Here is a 19,904-nt window from a genome sequence, read left to right on the forward strand (position 1 = left end):
GCTGCTGTGGGCGGCGGTGTTGGCCATGTTTCCGGTGTGCGTGGCGGCGCCAGCCACGGCGGTGACCCCACCGCCCGTGGACAACTCGCGGCTGCCCAGAGCGGCATCACCCGCGCCACCGCAACCCACCCGACAGCGGGAGCCGTGTGTGCTGCCCGTGCACCGCACCGAAGCCACCACATCGGGCCAACTCGACGACCTTGGGCTGCCGTCGGTTTGGCCACTGACCCGCGGGCGCGGTCAGACGATCGCGGTCATCGACACCGGGGTGGCGCGACATCGGCTGCTGCCGCATCTGGTCCCCGGCGGCGACTACGTGTCGACCGGCGACGGCACGCAGGACTGCGACGGCCACGGCACGATCGTGGCCGGTATCCTCGGGGCGGCAGGAGAACCCGCATTTCAGGGCGTCGCGCCCGACGCGACGATCATCGCGATCCGCCAGTCCAGCATGAAGTTCCGCGCCGTCGACGATGCCTCGGGTTCGGGGTTCGGCAACGTCGACACCCTCGCCATGGCGGTGCGCACCGCCGCCGATATGGGCGCCACGGTGATCAACGTGTCCTCGGTCGCGTGCCTGCCCGCCGAGGACGCGCTCGACGACCGTGCCCTCGGCGCCGCGCTGGCATACGCCGTCGACGTCAAGAACGCCGTCGTGGTCGCCGCGGCGGGCAATGTCGGCGGCACCGGACAGTGCCCGCAACAGAACCCGGCGCAGGCCGGCAGGCCCGACTGGTCCGGTGTGCGCGTGGTGGTCAGCCCGGCCTGGTACGACGATTACGTGCTGACGGTGGGCTCCGTGGCACCCAACGGCGCCCCGTCGGCGTTCACCTTGGCGGGCCCGTGGGTCGACGTCGCCGCACCCGGTGAAGGGGTGGTGTCGCTGGATCCCGACGGCGAAGGCGTCATCGACGAACTACCGGGGTCCGACGGCGCGACGCCGATCGCGGGCACCAGCTATGCCGCCCCGGTTGTCAGCGGCGTCGCCGCGCTGCTGCGATCGCGCGCACCGGAGTTGACGGCGCGACAGGTCATGCAGCGCATCGAAGCCACGGCGCGTCATCCCGCTTCCGGATGGAATCCAATGGTCGGACACGGGGTCGTCGACCCCGTCGCCGCGGTAACCGCCGGCCCCGTCTCCGCGGCCCCTCCCGGCGCGCCCCGCACGGTGTCGATGCCCGCCGCAAACCCACCCGACCAACGACCCGCACACATCGCCGTGCGCGGCGCGGCGATCTGCGTTGCGGTGTCGGCGTGCGTCATCGCAGGAGCACGGCTACGCCGGCGGCCCGAGGCTGTCGCGCACTATTGACGCTGCCGCGACGCTGAGTTCGGGGCCCCGTGGCAGCTTGGCCAGCACGGGCCACGGCGCGGGCGCCGGTGCGGCGGTCAGGCCCAGCCGTGTGGCGGCGTCCTCGTCGTGCACACCGAACACCACACCGGAGCCGTCGACGTAGTAGAGCGCGCCGGTGCGGGCACCGGCCCCCGTGACACCGGTTGCCCGCACGTAGGCGGCGCGACCGCGAGGCAGGTGTGCCCGGTCGATCTGGATCCCGGCGCCGTCCGCCTGAGCCAATGTCACCGCCGAATCGGCCGGCAGTGAATTCCCGACCAGCACCGCAGTTTCTGCGGAGTCGGCCGCGCTGGACCACATCCACCGCGTGCACAGCACCGGCTCGTCGGCCACACCGCCGCGGTCGGGAAACCGCCCGACGGGCAGGTCGTCGACCACCGGCACGGTGCCGATGACGCCCGGCTCGACGGTGGGCATCTCGCGGGTGCCCGCGGCGTAGGTCAACCGGATGAGGTCGGCGGCCACCGCACCGATCCGCTGCACGCCGTCCCCGAGCACGACGTAGTACTCGGTCGAATCCGCCTGCGACATGCGGAGAACCGTGCCGACGGAGAACCCGTGCAACGCAGCCGGTCCCGGTGTTCCGGCGTCCTCGATGGCGGGGACCGCGAGCTCGGGCACCTCCGGCACCGCGTCGAGCAACGCCCGAGACACGACACGCGGCTCGACACCGTCGAGTCGAAGCGCGTGCACCACCGCGGGGTTGCGCAGATCCACCTTCGCCCGTACCCCGTCGTAGAGCAGATAGGTGGCTGCGGCCCCTTCTCCGCCGGCGACGACAAGCGCATTGCGCCGCGAATCCAGATCTCCGTCGGCCGCCCCGACCAGCACCGTTGTGGTCGATGACGCGTCCTCACAGACCGTCCAGGCGGATTCCGCCAGCGTCGCCGAGATGTTGGGCGCACCGGGGATACCCACCAGCGCACTCTTTTTCGCATCGGCGACAGCCGAAGCGCTGACCAGTTCGGGTGTGGCCGCTGTGCCCGCGATCAGCCGGGCGGATGCCAGGTTGAGCACCGGATGCACGGTGTCGCCGATCCGCACATAGAGGGCGCCGGAATCGCGCACCAGAACGATCGGCGCGGTTCCCAGCGCGCCCCTGGGGCTCAGGAACGCCAGGATCGCGCATGCGGCGATCGCGATGGCCGCCAACACACAGCCGACGATCAGCGAAAGCGACTGTGCGCGTAGCGGATCGTCGAGCATCCGCGCGTCGCCGCGGACCAGGGCGTGCGACAGCCGCCGCGTCAAGAAGCGGTGCCCGCTGATCTGCAGTCTGTTCGTCGCGTCCCGGACCATGGCTCCCCCGCGACCGAGCCTATCGTCCCCGCGGGTACGCGGCTCGCACCAAATCAGCGCCAGCGGGCCCACACGTAGGGCACCAGGGCACGCAAGAAGTCCAGATCGGGTCCGGGTTGCGCGTCGGCGAACGCCTGCTCGAAGTACTCCTCGGCGACCAACAGGATCCCCTCGGCGTACTCGCTGGTGAAACGGATGCTGCCGTAGTCGTCCATCAACGTGCGGATGGCGCGGACCGTCTCAGCGGAACGTTGCGCTCGGCTGCGGCGAAGGTGCTCACGCACCAGTTCACGATCGGCCCCGACGGCCGTGGACAGCAGGTGCACGAGCGGCAGCGTGCGCTTGCCCTCGAAGAGGTCGCCGAGAATCTCCTTGCCGTAGGTCTGTTCGTCGCCGAGGAGGTTCAGCAGGTCGTCGCGGATCTGGAACGCGGCGCCGAAATGGAAGCCGAACCGCACCAGCCCGGTGAGCTCGGCGGTGCCGCGAGACCCGACGATGGCACCCACCCGAAGCGGGTGAATGGTGGTGTACCAACACGTTTTGTGCATGATCAGGTGCAGATAATCCTCGGGGGTCACGTCCTCGACGTTGTCGAGTTGCCAGCCCACCTCCGTCGCCTGGCCCTCCAGCGTGCGCAGCGCCATGGTGTCGAACTCGCCCCACACCAGATCGGCGAGGTCACGGTCCAACCGTCTGGTCGCGCGTCGCAGCACCTGGCTCGCGACGATCGCCAGGCCGTCACCCGCGTTCAGCGCGGCGGCCATACCGTGGGTCGTTGGCAGCGTCGGTCGGCCGCGGCGCATCTCGCTGCCGTCGGCGATGTCGTCGTGCACCAGAAAAGCGTTGTGCAGCAATTCGATCGCGACCGCGATGCCCAGCAGGTCGTTCGGATCGCCACCGAAGGCCCGGCCGGCCGAAAGGCACAGCGCGGGGCGAAGCGCCTTACCCGGCCGCGACGGGTATTCGCGCATCGGACCGTACAGCCATTGCACGGGCTCGCCGTCGGGCATGGCGTCCAGCATCGAGCGCCGCACCGTGCGCGCCACCCGGCGCAGACGGTCCTCGACTTCGGTGATCAGGTCCTGCCGTTGCGCGGCGCCGGTCATGCGTCGGGACTACGCACGGTCAAGGCGATCGGTAACCAGACGTCGGCGTGCCCGTCGGCCAGCAGCGTGCCGCGGTAACAACCGGGTGCGACGTCGTCGCCCACATCGATCTGCACCGTCACGCCGCGGCTGGAGCGGGCGAACATCGGCACCGTATCGGGTTCGAAGCGCACCATCGTCGCGGAGATGACCGCGCCGTCGTGGGACAACAGGTCGCTGCAGCGCAACCGCACCTTGCCCAGATCGGCCGCGCCGCCGTTGTGCAGCCATACTTCCGACGAGACCGCACCCGCTGAATCGGCGTCGAGCACAAGGTGCCCGCTCGAGGTGGCGTTGGCCAGGTCGAGATTGGCCGGATCGGTTTGCGTTGCCACCGCACCGGTTCCCGCCAGCGACCGCGTGAGCTGATCGGCGAGCTTCTGCCACGCCGACAGCACCCGGTCGACGTCCCGCGCCGGCGTCGCGACCGGACCGTCGGATGCGCCGCTGCCCTCCAAGCCCGCCTCGGCGAGGCGCACGAACCGGTTGACGACCTCCGTCGCGGCCCGAAAACCACGAGCCTGCACCGAACTCAGCACCCTGGCGTTGGCGGCCGGATCGAACGCCGCGGCCCACGGCAGATCGGCGATGCTGCCGTCGTCTCGAATCTGGTCGCTGACCACCCGAAATCCTCCCGAAATCGGCGCGGCGACGGGGCCGCACAACGGTATGCTAAAGCGTTCGATAGCGAGAGGCGGGGCAATGGCTATACGACAGTCCGTCTTGGCCCTCTACAACGCGATCACCGAGGACCTCACCACCCTGAACCAACCCGCCATACGTTCCCGCGTGGCGTTCGAAGACCTCCGCACCATGGCGTACGACTTCACCGGGCTCACCGGCAGCGCCGGTGAACGTGGATGGTACGGGGAGCTTCTTCGCTACTTCGACGCGCACCGCACCGGCCGCGAGCGGGTCACCCCCACCACCCTCGACGCTGCGGTGGAAGACCTCACTTCCGAAGACAGCGAACCCCTGCCGCCGAGCTGGGCATACCGGGCCATCGTGGCCGGATACGTACTGGATCAGCTGGCCATGGCTGGTGTCGGCACACAGCGGGAGCCGAACCTGCTCACCCGCATGTTGGCCGCCGCGCCGTCGGAGGGCGCCGGCTTCAACGACACCGGCAAGGTCGGCCCTGGCGTCGCAGACGAGTTCGCAGGCGCGGTACTGGAGAACCCGCCGACCCGCCTCGAAGACTTCTCCGCTCAGCTGCGGCTGATGTCGGGCACCCTGGCGACCGCGGCGGCGTCTCTGCAGAGCACCTTCGGGCTGCGCAAGGTCAAACGGGAATACTGCAGCGTGGTCACCACCACGGCCGAATGGCCGAACATCACCTACGACAAGTTGAAATCCGTTATCGAGCCGGATAATTGGAGTAAGTTCTACAAGCGGTTCTTCTGCGATATGCAACCGGTGCACCCGACGAACCCCTACGGCTGGTCCCGGATGCGCGAGTCCGTCAGCGGCGATTGCGACCGCTACACGCTCGACACCGCGTTGAAGTTCTGGAAGGCCGAACGCTCGGGTGGGCTGTTCCTCAACTACGACCTGGATTTCGACAACACCAACCCGGACGTGGACAAGTTGGTGCTGGTCGACAACGGCTACATCTGGATCAAGCCCATCGTCGCCGGGCAGCCGGACAAGGGCGTGAAAGTGCGCACCAGCAAACAGTTGCTGATCAGCGGCATGAGTGCGACTGCGATGACCAAACTCGCCGAATCCTTCGGCTGGGCCACCAACGCCACCGACATGTTTTACTCGGCCGCCAACTACAAGGGCACGACGACGCCATTCAGCAACTCGACCGGTAAGCCACCAAAGCCCGACACCTCGACAACGTGGCCAGTCATCGTGCCCGCACTTCCGGGCGATCTGCGCGACGAATACTGCTCCGACACAACAACATTCATCAAGGACCGGCTGACCTTCGCCGCTAAGTTCGTCGAAGAGTTCGACAACCGCTGGCAAGACGGCCTCGATCTCGCCGAATGCAATCAGCTCACCGACATGGTGGTCGCCGAAATGAAGACCGCATCCAAGAAAGCCGTCGATGCGGCCACCGAGAACTTCCGGCCCAAGGCACCCACCCCCTGAGGTGAGAGGGAGAAAACGATGGACGAACCCGGCGTCGTCGCCCAACGGCTGACCGAGACCGCCAAAGACGTCGTCGACCAGGCCAGGGTGATCGCCAAAGGCGCGATCGCCGACGCCGCCGACCCCGACACCTTCACCGCGGCCAAACTGATCGGCTCCTACATGCAGATGGTCGACCTGGCGTTGACCGGCGGACTACAGGCCACCAAGGACATTCTGGGCGTGGACAGCCCCAACGCGCCGCAGAACCCCGGCGCCGCCGAGGGTCGCAGGCTCGTCGCCGACGCGATGGAGTCGATCAGCCGCCGCATGCTTCGCCAGACCAGCGCAGTGGCGCAGGAAACAGCCGACCTGCTGGATAAGAAGCCCAACAGCCCCACCGTCTGGGCCCGGGCCATGGTCAAACTGGCCGACATCGCCCTGCTCGGTGGAACCGAATTGACCGAGACCGTCCTGATCGGCCCCGCACCGTTCGAGAAGACGGCGATCGACTCCGACACGTACCCGGTCAGCGGGACCGGCCAGCGCACGCTCAAGATCAGGGCGCCGGGTCTCATGCGCCCGGGAACAGCCGATCCCATTCCCGCCGGCCACCTGAAGTTCTTTGTGCGCCTTGACGACACGACCGTCAAAGAAGCGCCGGGCGGTGCGCTCGAGGACGGAGAGACCAAGTTCTACATCGCTGCGCAACCCGCCGGGATGATCAGCGGAATGTATGTGGGTGTCGTCGAGGTCATCGACCAAGCAGGCGCGCTCATCCAGACGGTGGACGTCGAAGTCCCGCTGTGACACACCGATTCGGGTGACCCGCAAGAAGGAACGCATCGCCATCCTCGGCGGGGGCATGGCGGGGCTGAGCACCGCATGGCGGCTCAGCGAACCGGGATGGCGCGAGCGCTTCGAGTCGATCACCGTCTACCAGCGCGGCTGGCGCCTCGGCGGTAAGGGCGCCTCCAGCCGCGGCGAGCACGGCCGCATCGAGGAACACGGGCTGCACGTGTGGATCGGCTCCTACGAGAACGCGTTCACGCTGATTCGCCAGTGCTACGCCGAACTCGACCGCGCGAACACCGACCCGTCGGCGCCCATCCAGACCTGGGATCAGGCCTTCGTCCCGGCCAACGACGTCGGGGCGACCGACCGGTGGCAGGGGCAATGGCGGCTGTGGCTGGGCCGGTTCACCGGCAACGAGCAGCTGCCCGGCGAACCCGACGCCGAGGGCGGCGAGCTGACCGTGACCGCCTTCGTCGAACGCGCCCTGCAACTGATCCTCGACTTCGCCGAGTCCCTGCGCACGATGGGCGACGACGGGCTGGTGATGTCGGCATCGGCCGAAAGACCCACGCCGAAAAGGACATTGGACACCGTACAGCGCGCTGTGCTGGCCGCGCTGATCGCGCTGACCGATCCGCCGTCGATCGACTCCGATCCGCTGACCCAGGCGCTGGACGCGATCCGCGACACCCTCGACTACGAACGCCGCGCCGATCACCGGCTGTCGTGGACGCTGCTGTCACTGCTGACCGCGACCGTACGCGGGGTCCTGGCGGACGGGCTGGTCACCGATCCACGCGGTTTGCGGGCCGTCAACGACGAGGATTACGGCGGCTGGGTTCTTCGGCACGGCGCGCATCCGGAGGTGTTGGAGTTCCCGGTACTGCGCGCGATGTACAACATGGTGTTCGGTTACGAGAAGGGACAACTGGAGCGGCCGACCGTGTCGGCGGGGGTCGGGATGCTGCTCGTCGGGCTGATGTTCTTCACCTACAAGGGCGCGATCTTCTGGAAGATGACCGCGGGCATGGGCGATATCGTCATGGCGCCGATCTATCAGGTATTGCGCAGCCGCGGCGTCGAATTCGAGTTCTTCCACCGCGTCGACGCACTGCACCTGGACCCGGGCCGCCGGCACGTCGACGCGGTGACGATCGGTCGTCAGCTGCGGCTCGCCGACGCGGTGTCCCGCTACGAACCGCTCACCCGGGTGCGCGGGCTTCCGGTCTTCCCGAACGAGCCGCTCCCCGAACAGGTTCAGGCGCGCGACGGCATGCGCGATCTCGAATCGCACTTCGGTGTACGCGACGATGTCGAGACCCGGCTCCTTCGCCGCGGAGTCGACTTCGACCGGATCGTGCTGGCGGTGTCGCTCGGCATGGTGGAGGTCGTGGCGCAGGAGCTGATCGCCGACCGGCCCGAGTGGCGGGAGATGACCACGCATGTGCGCACGATCGCCACCCAGGGCCTGCAGATCTGGCTGCGGCCCGATCACGCCGAACTCGGCTTGGCGGCGCCGGCCGTCACGACCAGCGGCTACATTCCGCCCATCGACACCTTTTCGTCGATGCCGCAGACCCTGTGGGCCGAGGACTGGCCCGCCCACGACCGGCCGCAGACCGTCGCCTACTTCTGCGGCGCGCTGGACGTCGACTGGTCACCGGCCGTCGACCAGCAGGCCTACGCCAGGCGCTGTAGACAGATCGCGCAACGCGAAGCGCTGAACTTCCTCGACAGCCTGGTCGGCGTGCACCTGCCCGGCGCGGTCACCGACCAGGGTTTCGCGTGGCATTACCTCGCAGGCGCGGACGGCCGCCGCGGCGCTGAGGCGTTGGCCACCCAGCACCTCAGCGTCAATATCGACCCGTCCGACCGCTACGTGCTGTCGCTTCCGGGTACCGACGACTATCGCCTGCGCCCCGATGAGGCCGGATACGACAACCTGGTGCTGGCCGGTGACTGGACCGACTCGGGTCTGAACTCGGGATGCATCGAGTCCGCCGTGCTCTCGGGGCTGCAGGCGGCCAACGCGATCCTGGGTCATGGCCGGTTCCACCGCATTCGGGGGCTTTACCTGCCCTGAGGCAGTAACAATTGGAAGGTGACCGACCCAGCGCAGCACCGATCGACGATCGACGACCTGCTCGATCGCGCGGTGCGCGCCATCAACAGCGGCGACAGGGCCACCGCCGACGCCCTCGCCGGCCAGGTGCTCGCGGTCGATTCCGCCAACGTCGACGCCGAGGAACTGCTCGCGGCGCCCGTCGACCACGGTGAACTGCGCCGCCTGACGATCATGTTCGCCGATCTGGTGGACTCCACGGCGCTGTCCACCCGCACCGAACCCGAGACCTACCGCACGGTCGTGGGTGGTTACCGCGACGAGGTGCTGCGCATCGTCGACCACTACGGCGGCCACGTCGGCAACACCAAGGGCGACGGCCTGCTCGCGGTCTTCGGCCACCCCCACGCCCACGAGGACGACGTGCGTCGGGCCGTGCAGGCCGGCCTCGACCTCACCAAGGCGATCTCGCACCTGTCCGAGCGGGTGCGACGGCGATTCGGGTTCGGCATCGACGTGCGCGTCGGCATCCACCGGGGCCTGGTGTACTTGGACACCGCACAAGACGACGTCTACGGGCTGGCCGCCAACCTCGCCGCGAGGATGTGCAGCATCGCCGAACCCGGGACCGTCGCGGTCTCCGACGCGGTCGAACGGTTGGTGCGCGACGCGTTCGAACTCGTGCCGGGCACACCGCACAAGGTCAAGGGCATCGATACGGAGGTCATGCCCTACCGGCCCGTCGGCGAACGTGAGGCCACCGGTGCCGCGCCCGGGCCGCTGGTCGGCCGGGAGCACGAGACCCGTTATCTGCGAACGGCTTTGGCTCAGGCCGCCTCAGGCACGTTGCGCCCGCCCGGGGTGGCGTTCTGCGGTGACCCCGGCATCGGCAAGAGCAGGCTCGCGGGCGCGGCCGTTGCGATGATGGACGGCTGCGACGACGTGGTGCTGCACTTGTTCGGCTCACCGTTTCACGCTGATGTCGGGTTGCACCCCGTGCGAAAACTGTTGGAGCGCAGGTGCGCCATCGCCCGCAGCTCCCTTCCCGAGGAGCGTCTTGCGCTGTTGCGCACCGAGCTCGACGCGCAAGGCATCGACGCAGACGCGGCACTACCGAAACTCGCACCGGTGTTGGGGATTCCCCCGGCCACCGGTTACGATCCGGCGCCTGCCGAAGGCCACAGGCTGCACGGGCAGATCGCCGACGCCGTCGCCGAATATCTGGTCGCCTGCACACGGACGGGGCGTGCCCTGGTGGTCGCCGAGGACATGCACTGGTTCGACGCCTCGACCACCGAGGTGATCCGCAGGCTGTTGGAGGCAGGCCTGGCCCGGGTCCTGGTGGTGATGACCTCGCGCGACCGATCGTCGCTGCCCGACTCCCCCGAATACCAAGTGTTCGACGTCAACCCGCTCAGCGACGCCGAAACCGATGCGCTGATCTCCACGCTGCACCCCGAATTGTCCCCGGAGGCGCGCAACACCGTGCGCCGCCGCTGCGACGGTGTACCGCTCTACATCGAGGAAGTGGTGGCCAAGCTCAAGGAGCAGCCCAACGATGCCGCGGAGTCCCAACAGGTTCCGGACACGTTGTATGAGGCGCTGTTCGCGCGGCTGCGCTCGAGCGCGTCGGGGGCTTCGGTGGTGGAGGCGGCCGCCACGATCGGCGCCTCGTTCGACCGCGCGTTGCTGCGCGCGGTGGTGGCTCTACCGGACGACGAACTCGACCGGGTACTCACCGAACTGCGCGACGCCACGGTGCTCGAGCCCGCGGGCGACAATGTCTGGCGGTTCCGGCACGAGCTGTTGCGGGAGGTCGCAGCGGAGTTGCCGCCACCGAGCATCCGCCAGCGCCTCCACGGCCGCGTCGCCGACGCGCTGATCTCCGCGTCGTCGCAGGACTGGCCCGTTATCGCGGCGCAATTCGAAGAGGCGCACCGCTATCGCGAGGCGGTGGCGGCATACGAGCAGGCCTCGGCCATCGCTCGCCAGCGCGGCGCGCTCGACGAGGCGCGCAGGTACCTCGCGCACGCCCTGGATCTGCTCGGCGCGCTACCCCACGACGCCGAACGGGACAACACGGAGATGAACCTGCGGCTGCGGCGCGGGTTTCTCGCCGCGGCGGCAGAAGGCGCAGGCAGCTCGCAGACCGTGGTGGATTTCGAGCGCTGCCTTTCGTTGTGCGGCACTGACCCCCACGCCGACGGGTTGTTCGCGACGTTGATGGCGCTGTTCTCCTATTACGTGACACGCGCCGATTTCGCGCGGGCACAGCAGATCGTCGATTCGCTGCGCGTCGGCGTGGACGCGGGACGTGAGTGGTGGCGCGCCGAAAACCTCGGCGGGGCGGCGACGGTGGCGTGGTTCCGCGGCGAGTTCGACGAGGCGCTGGCCAACCAGGAACAGGCCGATCAGCTGATGGCGGCCCGCGACAGCCGGGACGTGGAGGCCGAGTGGTTCATGCCGCACGACCCCGTCGTCTTGGGGTTGTGCAGCCTGGCGTTGGCCCGCTGGGTGCACGGCGACCTCGACGGCGCCGAAGATGCGTTGGCCCGCAGCGAAGCTCGCGCCGACGGCCTGAAGTTTCCGCAGGGCCCGTTCAGCACGTGCTACCTGCGCTACGTGCAGATCTGGATCTGCCTGGAGTCGGGCAACGTGGACCGGGCCGGCGTGTTGGCCGCCGACATGATCGAACGCGCGACCGCCCACGGCTTCGATCAGTGGGCCGCCCTCGCCGCGACGTTCGCCGGCTACGTACCTGCCTCGGCGGCGCTGGCCGCCGGTCACGTCGACATTCCCGAAATACCGCAGGCGGTCGCGACATTGACCGGCTGGGCTCAGGTGTGCCGATTCCTCGGCGCGACGGTCTTCGTGCCGTCGTTCGACGGTCACATCGCGCGGCTGCTGCTCGCTACCGGTCAACAGGACGACGCCCGCGCACAGCTCGCCGCGGGTCTGCAACTCGCCGACGACACCTCGATGCACTACTACGACGCCGAGTTGCTGCGCCTGCGGGCGGCCACACACACCGATCCCCAGGCCCGGGGCGACGATCTGCAGGCGGCGTTCGACGTGGCCCGCAGGCAGGGTGCGCCGATCTTCGCATTGCGTGCCGCACTTGACGATTACGACGTCCGCGGTGATGCGGCACGCCAGGCGGTGGTCGACGCGGTCGCGATGTTCGCCCCTGACAGCTCGTGGCCGGATCTGCCGCGGGCCCGCGCCCTCGTCTAGAGAACCCGGTAGACCTCGTATTCCACCCCGAAGCCTTCGCGCAGCCGGCCGCGGGCAACGAAGACGCTCTGGCCCATCCAGGCGTACCGCGGATCGCCCGTCTCGGCCCGCGGGGTGGTCCGAAAGTACTGGTCCTCAAAGGATGTGGCGCTGCCCGTCGCCAACGCCTGTGCGACGACCTCGTTGAGCTCGAGCAGCCCGAGGTACTGCATGTAGACGTGGGCGCCGTCGTCGGTGGCGAACTGAACGCGAACGTCGATGCGCCCGTAGCCATCCGGTGCGATGAGCATCCAGTCGCCGCCGCCGCCGACGGCCCGGGCCGAAAACCGGTCTCCGGTTGCCTCGCCTTCGATCACCTCGGCGTAGATCCTCTGGCCCAGCGGGCCCGCGCCGAAGTCGATCGGCGGTTTCAGCGCCGCCCAGAACGCGAATTCCTGTTTGAGTTCAAGACCCATGCCGACCCCCTCGCGCGCGGCGTTGTCGATAGGCCGCCACGTGTTGGCGGTTACCACAGTTTCCCGTGTCGCAGAACTTGCCCGAGCGGTTTCGCGAAAGGTCGACCAGGACGGCCGCGCAGTCGGGCGCGGCACAGGTTTTGAGCCGACGCAACTCGCCGATGCGGATCAGGTCGGCCAGCGCCATCGCCATCTCGGCTCCCATCCGCTGCCACAGCGGGTCGGAAACCGACGCCAGATGCAGATGCCACTCCGGCATCTCCGGATGCCGCGTCAGCCACGGGGCGGCGTGGGTGTCGCTCAGCAATGCGTTCACCTCGCCGACCACGTGCTCCTCGTCGTCAGCGGCCGTCCAAATCGTCGCGAGCCGGTCGCGCAGCCGCTGCACGGCGCGCAGTTCGGCGTCGTCGTGGTCGCGGCGCCCCGTCCAGCCGAAGGCGTCCAGGTAGCGGTTCAGGGCAGCCATGTCCGTGAGCCGGTCGCCCGCCACCCGGTCGCTGTTGACCAGCACACAGATGGCCCGCAGCGTGACCTCGGTGTCATGGCTGAAAAGCATTTGACCCATGATCCTCTCGTCGATACCGTCATGAGCAAAGCCAACTTTACTCATGACATGCTTTCCGGAGGTGTAGATGGCCGGCGTCCACTTCCGGCTCGGCCTGGTCCTGGCGCTCACCTCGGCGTTGGCGTTCGGTTCATCGGGGCCGTTCGCCAGGTCGCTGATGGACGCGGGGTGGACGCCGACGGCCGCGGTGGTCGCGCGGCTGGTCGGCGGTGCGCTGGTCATGGCGCTTTTCGCGACCCTGACCCGGCCCGGCTGGGTCCGGGAGGCGGCGACGCACCGCAGGGCGGTGCTGGCCTACGGAGTGATCCCGATCGCCGGCGCGCAGCTGTTCTACTACAACGCGGTCGCGCACCTGTCCGTCGGCGTCGCGCTTCTGCTCGAGTACACCGCGCCCATCCTCGTCGTCGCGTGGGTCTGGGCCAGGACCCGGCGCAGGCCCAGCCACGCCACGCTGGCAGGCGTCGTCCTGGCATTCACCGGAATGATGTTGGTGCTCAACGTCTTTTCCGGTGCGCACATCAACGTCGTTGGCGTCGGCTGGGGTTTGGCGGCCGCCGTGTGCGCGGCCTGCTACTTCGTGATGTCGGCCAACGTCCACAGCGACGGCGACGAGGCCGTGCATCCCGTCACCCTGGCCGCGGGCGGGTTGGTCGTCGGCGCCGCCACGGTGTCGCTGCTTGGCGCCACGGGCGTGATGCCGCTGACGTTCACCGCCAACGACGCCGTCGTCGCTGGCTGGACGACGTCCTGGCTGGTGCCGGTCCTTGCCATGGGTGTGCTGGCCACCGCGGTGGCCTACACGTTGGGCATCCTGGGCATCGCGTTGCTGCGCCCGCGGTTCGCGTCCCTGGTGGGGCTTTCCGAGGTGATGTTCGCCGTACTCGCCGCGTGGGTGCTGGTGGGTGAGTCGATCACCGTCACGCAGGCGGTGGGCGGCGCGATCGTGCTCTGCGGGTTGGCGCTGGCCCGGATAGGCGATCGGTCCGCGGCGGTGGCCGAGGCGACCTGGCCGGACGGACCGGTCGAGAAGTTGCCGACCGGTTCCGATCGTTAGGCCTTCGGCCGTGGGGTATGTGAGTATGGCGGCGTGACTTTGCTGCGCGCGTTGCGCCTGCCGGCGGTCGCCGTCGCCGCGGTCGCGCTCATCTGCGCCCCGATACCGTTGGCTATGGCCCAGCCCGGCCCGCCACCGGGGCCGCCGGAACCCGGGCACGGCACCGGAGAAGTACCTGGTCCGTACGCGTCCCCTGTGACACCGACCGTGGTCGCACCGAGGTCGACGTGCGCCGATATCGAGGTGATCTTCGCCCGCGGCACCGACGACACCCCGGGCCTCGGGACACCGGGAAGCGCGTTCGTCAACGAGCTGCGCCAGCGGGCCGGCGGCCGCAGCATCACCGCCTACGCGGTCGACTATCCCGCCTCCTACGACTTCCTGGCCGCTGCCGACGGTGCAGCCGACGCCACCAACCGCATCGCGGTTCTGGCGCAGCAGTGCCCGTCGACCCGCATCGTGCTCGGCGGTTACTCGCAGGGCGCCGCGGTGATGGACATGCTGGCCGGTGTGCCACCGCTGGGCAACAAGATCGGCTCCATCGGGTCGGCGCCCCCGCTGCCCGGCAGCCTGCAGCGAAACGTCGCGGCGGTCGCGGTGTTCGGCAACCCGGCGGCCAAGTTCGACAACCCGATCACCAGTTCGGTTTTCGCAGGCAGGGCGATCGACCTCTGCAAGGACGGCGACCCGATCTGTTCCGGCGGCCGCAATCCGTTCGCGCACAACGACTACGTCACTTCGGGACTGGTTCAGCAGGCCGCCGACTTCGCCGCCGGCCACCTCTGACCTGAACGGCGCGGCCCGCCGATATCATCGGACCCCGTGGAACCCCATCGTCTTCGCCGACGGCTCATCGGCGCTGCCCTTGCCGCGCTGACCGCGGCGGCCACCCTCGTCGCCCCGGCGGTCGCCTCGGCGCAGCCCTGCTCGGATGTGACGGTGGTTTTTGCGCGCGGCACCGGCGAACCACCCGGCATCGGGCGCGTCGGACAGGCCTTCGTCGACGCGTTGCGCCCGCAGCTGGGCGCACGGACGTTGTCGAGCTACGGGGTGAACTACCCGGCCAGCTACGACTTCGTGCTGGCCACCGACGGTGCGGCCGACGCGTCGGCGTTCGTCTCGAACATCGCGCAGAGCTGCCCGTCGACCCGGATTGTCCTCGGCGGGTTCTCTCAGGGGGCGGCCGTGGTCGACATGCTCGCCGGGGTGCCGCCGCTGGGCAACCGCCTCGGCGCGCTCGGGCCCATGCTTCCCGACAACGCCATCTCCAAGGTCGCCGCGGTCGCGGTGTTCGGCAACCCCGCGGCCAAGTTCGGCAACCCGATCACCAGTTCGGTGTTCGGCGGGCGCGCGATCGACCTGTGCACCGACGGCGACCCGGTCTGCTCGCGCGGTCGCAATCCGTTCGCGCACCGCGACTACACCGCGATGGCACACCAGGCCGCCAACTTCGTTGCAGGTCTGGTGTAAAACCGTCGTCGACGGTCGCGTCGATATCTTCAGTTATCATCGGCTGGGTGAAATTCGATCTTGTCAGTCGGTGGGGACGTCGCGGAATTCTGCTTGCAGGGGCGGTTGTGCTCGCTTTCGCCGGGCTGATGACCCCGGCAACGATTAGCCACCAAGGGTTTGCGCCTGTCGCCGCCGCGCAGTCCTGCCCGCAGGCCGAGCTCATCTTCGCCCGTGGCCGCACCGAAGCCGCAGGCGCCGGCGTGATCGGCAACGCGCTCATCAGCGCTGTGCGCAGCAAGACCGACAAAAACATCAACCTCTACGCCGTGAATTACCCCGCGGACTACGAGGTCGACATCGGCGCCAACGACATGAGCTCACGCATCCAGGACATGGCGGCCCGGTGCCCCGACACGCGCCTGGTGCTCGGTGGCTATTCGCTGGGCGCCGCGGTGACCGACGTCGTGCTGGCCGCGCCCATCGCGGCGCTCGGCTTCGATAAGCCGTTGCCGCCGGGCATGGACCGCCACATCGCGGCCGTCGCGCTGTTCGGCAACGGCATCGCCTGGGTCGGGCCGATCACGAACTTCAGCCCGCTCTACAGCGAGCGCACGATCGAGCTGTGCCACGGCGCCGACCCGATCTGCAGCCCCGCCGACCCCAAGACCTGGGAAGGCAACTGGCCCGACCACGCCGCGCGGGCCTACATCAACGCCGGCATGGTCAACCAGGCCGCGGACTTCATCGTGGGCCGCATCTAGCCGTCGTCTAGTCGACGAAGCGCAGGCCGCGGGTGACCTTGGTACGGGCCTCGAGCTGATCGTCGGGCGGGTAGTCGACGCCGACGAGCGCCAGTCCCTGCGGCGGTGCCGCGGCGAACTCGCTGGAGCGTCGCTTGGCCTCCAACAGCGTTGCGCACCAGCCCGGTTCGCGGCGATGCTCGCCAACCGCCAGCAGCGCACCCACCAGTGATCGCACCATCGACCAGCAGAACGCGTCGGCGCTGACGTGGGCGGTGACGCGCTCGCCGTCGCGGGACCAGCCCAGCCGCTGCAGGTCACGGATGGTGGTGGCGCCCTCCCGGTGACGGCAGAACGCGGCGAAGTCGTGCAGCCCCAGCAGGTGTCGGGACGCGGCGGTCATCGCGTCGACGTCCAGCGCACGCGGCCACGCCGTCACGAACCGGGCGTCCTGCGGTTCGACGCCGTAGGGCGCCGTCGACAGCCGATAGGTGTAATGGCGCCGCAGCGCCGAGAACCGCGCATCGAAACCCACTGGCGCACGGTCGATGTCAAGCACGCGCACATCTGAGGGTAGGAACCTGCTCAGCCGTCGCACCAACGGAAGGAACTCGCTGTCGCCTTGACGTGGCGTGCGGGGATAGGCGTGCGGCAGCGCATCGGCGGGCACATCGACGTGTGCGACCTGCCCTGAGGCGTGCACACCGGCGTCGGTGCGTCCGGCCGCGCGCAGCTGCACCGGGGTGCGAAACACCGTCGACAACGCGTCGTCGACGACGCCGGCTACCGTGCGTTGCCCGGTCTGGGTTGCCCAGCCGGCGAAATCGGTGCCGTCGTAAGCGATCGCAACGCGTAGACGAACGGGCCCGCCACCGTTTCCGATGGCGGGCCCGTCGCTCACGTCACTAGGACTTGTCGTCATCCTTGTCGGCTTGCGCCTCTGCCTCGCTCGACTCGGCCTGGGCCTCCTCGACCGACTCGTCCTCGGTCGGGCCCTCGGCGGCCTCCGGCTCGACGGAAGCCTGCGGTGCGGCGGCCGCCGTGACCGGCTGCTCGACCTTCTCCGCGCGCTTGGCCTGCGACGCCGCCGCACGGCGGGCACGCTCGGCCTCCGATGTCACCGTCTTCTCCCGCACCAGCTCGATGACGGCCATGGGCGCGTTGTCGCCCTTGCGGGCCTCGACCTTGATGATGCGGGTGTAGCCGCCGTTGCGATCGGCGTAGAACGGGCCGATCTCGGCGAACAACGTGTGCACCACGTCCTTGTCGCGGATCTTCTTCATCACCTCACGCCGGTTGTGCAGCGTGCCCTTCTTGGCGTGGGTGATCAGCTTCTCCGCATAGGGCCGCAACGCCCGCGCCTTGGGCTCGGTCGTCTTGATCCGGCCGTGCTCGAAGAGCGATGTGGCCAGGTTGGCCAGGAGCGCCTTCTGATGCGAGGACGACCCGCCGAGGCGAGGGCCCTTGGTGGGCTTGGGCATTGCGAACTCCTATTAGGGACGGACTCTTTTTAGAGCTGTTCGGTTTCGGCGTAGTCCTGGTTGTCCTCCAGGTCGTAGCCGGCGTCGCTGTTCCAGGTGCCGGTGGCGGCGTCGTAGCCGGCGACCTCGGACGGATCAAACGTGGCCGGGCTGTCCTTGAGCGACAGACCCAGCTGGTGCAGCTTGATCTTGACCTCGTCGATGGACTTCTGACCGAAGTTACGGATGTCCAGCAGGTCGGACTCCGTGCGGGCGACCAACTCGCCCACCGTGTGCACACCCTCACGCTTGAGGCAGTTGTAGGACCGCACCGTGAGGTCCAGATCGTCGATCGGCAGCGCGAAGCTGGCGATGTGATCGGCCTCGGCAGGCGACGGCCCGATCTCGATGCCCTCGGCCTCGACGTTGAGTTCCCGTGCCAGACCGAACAATTCGACCAGCGTCTTACCGGCCGACGCCAGCGCGTCGCGCGGGCTGATGGAGTTCTTGGTCTCGACGTCGAGGATCAGCTTGTCGAAGTCGGTGCGCTGCTCGACGCGGGTGGCCTCCACCTTGTAGGTGACCTTGAGCACTGGGCTGTAGATGGAATCGACCGGGATGCGGCCGATCTCGGCGCCCGACGCCTTGTTCTGCACGGCGGGCACGTAGCCGCGGCCGCGCTCGACGACGAGCTCGACCTCCAGCTTGCCCTTGTCGTTGAGGGTGGCGATGTGCATATCGGGGTTGTGCACCGTCACACCGGCCGGCGGGACGATGTCGCCCGCGGTGACCTCGCCCGGGCCCTGCTTGCGCAGGTACATGGTGACCGGCTCGTCCTCCTCAGACGAGACGACCAGACCCTTGAGGTTGAGGATGATGTCGGTGACGTCCTCCTTCACCCCGGGGACCGTGGTGAACTCGTGCAGCACACCGTCGATGCGGATGCTGGTGACTGCCGCGCCGGGAATCGACGACAGCAGGGTTCGCCGAAGCGAATTGCCAAGGGTGTAACCGAATCCAGGCTCCAACGGCTCGATGACGAACTGAGAGCGGTCCTCGGCAAGTACATCTTCGGACAGTGTGGGTCGCTGAGAGATCAGCATGGTGTTTCTCTATCTCCTTCTCGGCACCCGCTATTTGATGCCGGTTGGGTTTCTGCGGTCAGGTGCGCCGCAGAAGTCTGTTACTTCGAGTAGAACTCGACGATGAGCTGCTCGGAGAGCGGCACGTCGATCTGCTCGCGGGTGGGCAGCTGGTGCACCAGGATGCGCTGGCGTTCGCCGACGACCTGCAGCCAGCTGGGGATCGGCCGGTCACCCGCGGTCTCGCGCGCGATCTGGAACGGCAGCGTGTTCAGCGACTTCTCCTTGACGTCGATGATGTCGTACTGCGACACCCGGTAGCTGGGGATGTCCACCTTGACGCCGTTGACGGTGAAGTGGCCGTGGCTGACCAGCTGGCGGGCCTGACGGCGGGTGCGTGCCAGCCCGGCGCGGTAGACCACGTTGTCCAGTCGGCTCTCCAGGATGCGCAGCAGCTCCTCGCCGGTGACGGCCGAGCGTCGCACGGCCTCTTCGTAGTAGCGGCGGAACTGCTTTTCCATCACGCCGTAGGTGAAGCGGGCCTTCTGCTTCTCCTGCAGCTGCAGGCGGTATTCGCTCTCCTTGACCCGGGAGCGGCCGTGCTGGCCGGGCGGGTAGGGACGCTTCTCGAAGGACTGATCGCCGCCGACCAGGTCGACGCCGAGGCGGCGCGACTTGCGGGTCGCGGGTCCGGTGTAACGAGCCATCTGAAATCTCCTCCTAGACCCGGCGCCGCTTGGGCGGACGGCAGCCGTTGTGCGGCTGCGGCGTGACATCGGCGATCGCGCCGACCTCGAGGCCGGCGGCCTGCAGCGACCGGATGGCGGTCTCGCGGCCCGAACCCGGACCCTTCACGAACACGTCGACCTTGCGCACACCGTGCTCCTGCGCCTTGCGGGCGGCGTTCTCGGCGGCCAGCTGCGCGGCGAACGGCGTCGACTTACGCGAGCCCTTGAAGCCGACGTGGCCCGACGACGCCCACGCGATGACGTTGCCCTGCGGGTCGGTGATCGTCACGATCGTGTTGTTGAACGTGCTCTTGATGTGCGCGGCGCCGTGCGGGACGTTCTTCTTTTCCCGGCGACGGGTGGTCTTACCCTTCGCGGCAGCCTTTTTTGCTGGTGGCAT

The 19,904-nt window shown here is 68.5% G+C and carries 19 protein-coding genes; 9 read left to right on the forward strand and 10 right to left on the reverse strand.

What is annotated here, in order from left to right; translation table 11 throughout:
• Positions 1-25 precede the first annotated feature (25 nt).
• The gene (gene mycP, locus ABQE93_RS09380; protein WP_448407258.1) at positions 26-1,312 is read left to right on the forward strand and encodes a type VII secretion-associated serine protease mycosin; all 1,287 of its coding nucleotides are present in this window, start codon (positions 26-28) and stop codon (positions 1,310-1,312) included.
• Here mycP and eccB read toward each other — a convergent pair.
• The 3 genes from eccB to ABQE93_RS09395 are packed head-to-tail and all read right to left on the reverse strand — an operon-like array spanning position 1,277 to position 4,421.
• Positions 1,277-2,653: a type VII secretion protein EccB gene (eccB, locus tag ABQE93_RS09385; RefSeq protein ID WP_448406823.1), complete on the reverse strand. Its 1,377-nt coding sequence runs from the start codon at positions 2,651-2,653 to the stop codon at positions 1,277-1,279. The genes mycP and eccB overlap by 36 nt on opposite strands.
• Positions 2,654-2,706: 53 nt before the next feature.
• Positions 2,707-3,759 carry a polyprenyl synthetase family protein gene (locus tag ABQE93_RS09390; protein ID WP_448406822.1) on the reverse strand — a complete coding sequence of 351 codons (1,053 nt, stop codon included), beginning with the start codon at positions 3,757-3,759 and terminating at the stop codon, positions 2,707-2,709.
• A complete protein-coding gene (locus ABQE93_RS09395; RefSeq protein WP_448406821.1) occupies positions 3,756-4,421 on the reverse strand; it encodes a hypothetical protein in 666 nt (221 codons plus the stop codon). The genes ABQE93_RS09390 and ABQE93_RS09395 overlap by 4 nt, the downstream gene beginning before the upstream one ends.
• Before the next feature lie 79 nt (positions 4,422-4,500).
• On the opposite strand from ABQE93_RS09395, the gene ABQE93_RS09400 reads away from it, so the two are divergent.
• From ABQE93_RS09400 to ABQE93_RS09415, 4 genes are read left to right on the forward strand one after another with little or no spacing between them, the layout of a single operon-like run.
• Positions 4,501-5,898: a hypothetical protein gene (locus tag ABQE93_RS09400; protein ID WP_448406820.1), complete on the forward strand. Its 1,398-nt coding sequence runs from the start codon at positions 4,501-4,503 to the stop codon at positions 5,896-5,898.
• An 18-nt stretch (positions 5,899-5,916) separates the two neighbouring features.
• Positions 5,917-6,687, forward strand: a complete 771-nt coding sequence (locus tag ABQE93_RS09405) for a hypothetical protein (protein WP_448406819.1) — start codon at positions 5,917-5,919, stop codon at positions 6,685-6,687.
• Positions 6,688-6,700: 13 nt separating this feature from the next.
• The gene (locus tag ABQE93_RS09410; protein ID WP_448406818.1) at positions 6,701-8,755 is read left to right on the forward strand and encodes an FAD-dependent oxidoreductase; all 2,055 of its coding nucleotides are present in this window, start codon (positions 6,701-6,703) and stop codon (positions 8,753-8,755) included.
• An 18-nt stretch (positions 8,756-8,773) separates the two neighbouring features.
• Entirely contained in the window at positions 8,774-11,968 is a 3,195-nt protein-coding gene (locus tag ABQE93_RS09415; RefSeq protein WP_448406817.1) for an ATP-binding protein, read from the forward strand.
• On the opposite strand, the gene ABQE93_RS09420 is transcribed toward ABQE93_RS09415, so the two are convergent.
• Positions 11,965-12,423, reverse strand: coding sequence for a DUF3237 domain-containing protein (locus tag ABQE93_RS09420; protein ID WP_448406816.1), 459 nt, complete (start codon positions 12,421-12,423; stop codon positions 11,965-11,967). The two genes, ABQE93_RS09415 and ABQE93_RS09420, sit on opposite strands and share 4 nt — an antisense overlap.
• Entirely contained in the window at positions 12,413-12,979 is a 567-nt protein-coding gene (locus ABQE93_RS09425) for a CGNR zinc finger domain-containing protein (RefSeq protein ID WP_448407257.1), read from the reverse strand. The genes ABQE93_RS09420 and ABQE93_RS09425 overlap by 11 nt, the downstream gene beginning before the upstream one ends.
• 76 nt (positions 12,980-13,055) lie before the next feature.
• Here ABQE93_RS09425 and ABQE93_RS09430 point away from each other — a divergent pair, with 76 nt between their 5' ends.
• From ABQE93_RS09430 to ABQE93_RS09445, 4 genes are all read left to right on the forward strand, one after another.
• Positions 13,056-14,042, forward strand: coding sequence for an EamA family transporter (locus tag ABQE93_RS09430; protein ID WP_448406815.1), 987 nt, complete (start codon positions 13,056-13,058; stop codon positions 14,040-14,042).
• Between the two features lie 33 nt (positions 14,043-14,075).
• Positions 14,076-14,828: a cutinase family protein gene (locus tag ABQE93_RS09435; protein WP_448406814.1), complete on the forward strand. Its 753-nt coding sequence runs from the start codon at positions 14,076-14,078 to the stop codon at positions 14,826-14,828.
• Positions 14,829-14,864: 36 nt separating this feature from the next.
• Positions 14,865-15,512, forward strand: coding sequence for a cutinase family protein (locus ABQE93_RS09440; protein ID WP_448406813.1), 648 nt, complete (start codon positions 14,865-14,867; stop codon positions 15,510-15,512).
• 128 nt (positions 15,513-15,640) lie between these two features.
• The gene (locus ABQE93_RS09445) at positions 15,641-16,255 is read left to right on the forward strand and encodes a cutinase family protein (protein ID WP_448407256.1); all 615 of its coding nucleotides are present in this window, start codon (positions 15,641-15,643) and stop codon (positions 16,253-16,255) included.
• A gap of 7 nt (positions 16,256-16,262) precedes the next feature.
• Here ABQE93_RS09445 and truA read toward each other — a convergent pair whose 3' ends face one another.
• The 5 genes from truA to rpsK form a co-directional block, all read right to left on the reverse strand.
• Positions 16,263-17,156 carry a tRNA pseudouridine(38-40) synthase TruA gene (gene truA, locus ABQE93_RS09450; RefSeq protein ID WP_448406812.1) on the reverse strand — a complete coding sequence of 298 codons (894 nt, stop codon included), beginning with the start codon at positions 17,154-17,156 and terminating at the stop codon, positions 16,263-16,265.
• Positions 17,140-17,715 carry a 50S ribosomal protein L17 gene (rplQ, locus tag ABQE93_RS09455; protein ID WP_448406811.1) on the reverse strand — a complete coding sequence of 192 codons (576 nt, stop codon included), beginning with the start codon at positions 17,713-17,715 and terminating at the stop codon, positions 17,140-17,142. The genes truA and rplQ overlap by 17 nt, the downstream gene beginning before the upstream one ends.
• A gap of 29 nt (positions 17,716-17,744) precedes the next feature.
• Positions 17,745-18,797 carry a DNA-directed RNA polymerase subunit alpha gene (locus tag ABQE93_RS09460; RefSeq protein WP_448406810.1) on the reverse strand — a complete coding sequence of 351 codons (1,053 nt, stop codon included), beginning with the start codon at positions 18,795-18,797 and terminating at the stop codon, positions 17,745-17,747.
• 80 nt (positions 18,798-18,877) lie between these two features.
• Positions 18,878-19,483, reverse strand: a complete 606-nt coding sequence (gene rpsD / locus ABQE93_RS09465) for a 30S ribosomal protein S4 (protein ID WP_448392851.1) — start codon at positions 19,481-19,483, stop codon at positions 18,878-18,880.
• Positions 19,484-19,496: 13 nt separating this feature from the next.
• Positions 19,497-19,904: a 30S ribosomal protein S11 gene (rpsK, locus tag ABQE93_RS09470; RefSeq protein ID WP_046751018.1), complete on the reverse strand. Its 408-nt coding sequence runs from the start codon at positions 19,902-19,904 to the stop codon at positions 19,497-19,499.

The sequence above is a fragment of the Mycolicibacterium sp. XJ662 genome (genome assembly GCF_053484035.1).

Coding starts and splice junctions, on each gene's coding strand:
- ABQE93_RS09420 (WP_448406816.1), bottom strand. CDS start 12,423: ATGGGTCTTGAACTCAAACAGGAATTCGCGTTCTGGGCGGCGCTGAAA.
- eccB (WP_448406823.1), bottom strand. CDS start 2,653: ATGGTCCGGGACGCGACGAACAGACTGCAGATCAGCGGGCACCGCTTC.
- ABQE93_RS09460 (WP_448406810.1), bottom strand. CDS start 18,797: ATGCTGATCTCTCAGCGACCCACACTGTCCGAAGATGTACTTGCCGAG.
- ABQE93_RS09390 (WP_448406822.1), bottom strand. CDS start 3,759: ATGACCGGCGCCGCGCAACGGCAGGACCTGATCACCGAAGTCGAGGAC.
- rplQ (WP_448406811.1), bottom strand. CDS start 17,715: ATGCCCAAGCCCACCAAGGGCCCTCGCCTCGGCGGGTCGTCCTCGCAT.
- rpsK (WP_046751018.1), bottom strand. CDS start 19,904: ATGCCACCAGCAAAAAAGGCTGCCGCGAAGGGTAAGACCACCCGTCGC.
- ABQE93_RS09445 (WP_448407256.1), top strand. CDS start 15,641: ATGACCCCGGCAACGATTAGCCACCAAGGGTTTGCGCCTGTCGCCGCC.
- ABQE93_RS09400 (WP_448406820.1), top strand. CDS start 4,501: ATGGCTATACGACAGTCCGTCTTGGCCCTCTACAACGCGATCACCGAG.
- truA (WP_448406812.1), bottom strand. CDS start 17,156: ATGACGACAAGTCCTAGTGACGTGAGCGACGGGCCCGCCATCGGAAAC.
- mycP (WP_448407258.1), top strand. CDS start 26: ATGTTTCCGGTGTGCGTGGCGGCGCCAGCCACGGCGGTGACCCCACCG.
- ABQE93_RS09425 (WP_448407257.1), bottom strand. CDS start 12,979: ATGCTTTTCAGCCATGACACCGAGGTCACGCTGCGGGCCATCTGTGTG.
- rpsD (WP_448392851.1), bottom strand. CDS start 19,483: ATGGCTCGTTACACCGGACCCGCGACCCGCAAGTCGCGCCGCCTCGGC.
- ABQE93_RS09430 (WP_448406815.1), top strand. CDS start 13,056: ATGGCCGGCGTCCACTTCCGGCTCGGCCTGGTCCTGGCGCTCACCTCG.
- ABQE93_RS09405 (WP_448406819.1), top strand. CDS start 5,917: ATGGACGAACCCGGCGTCGTCGCCCAACGGCTGACCGAGACCGCCAAA.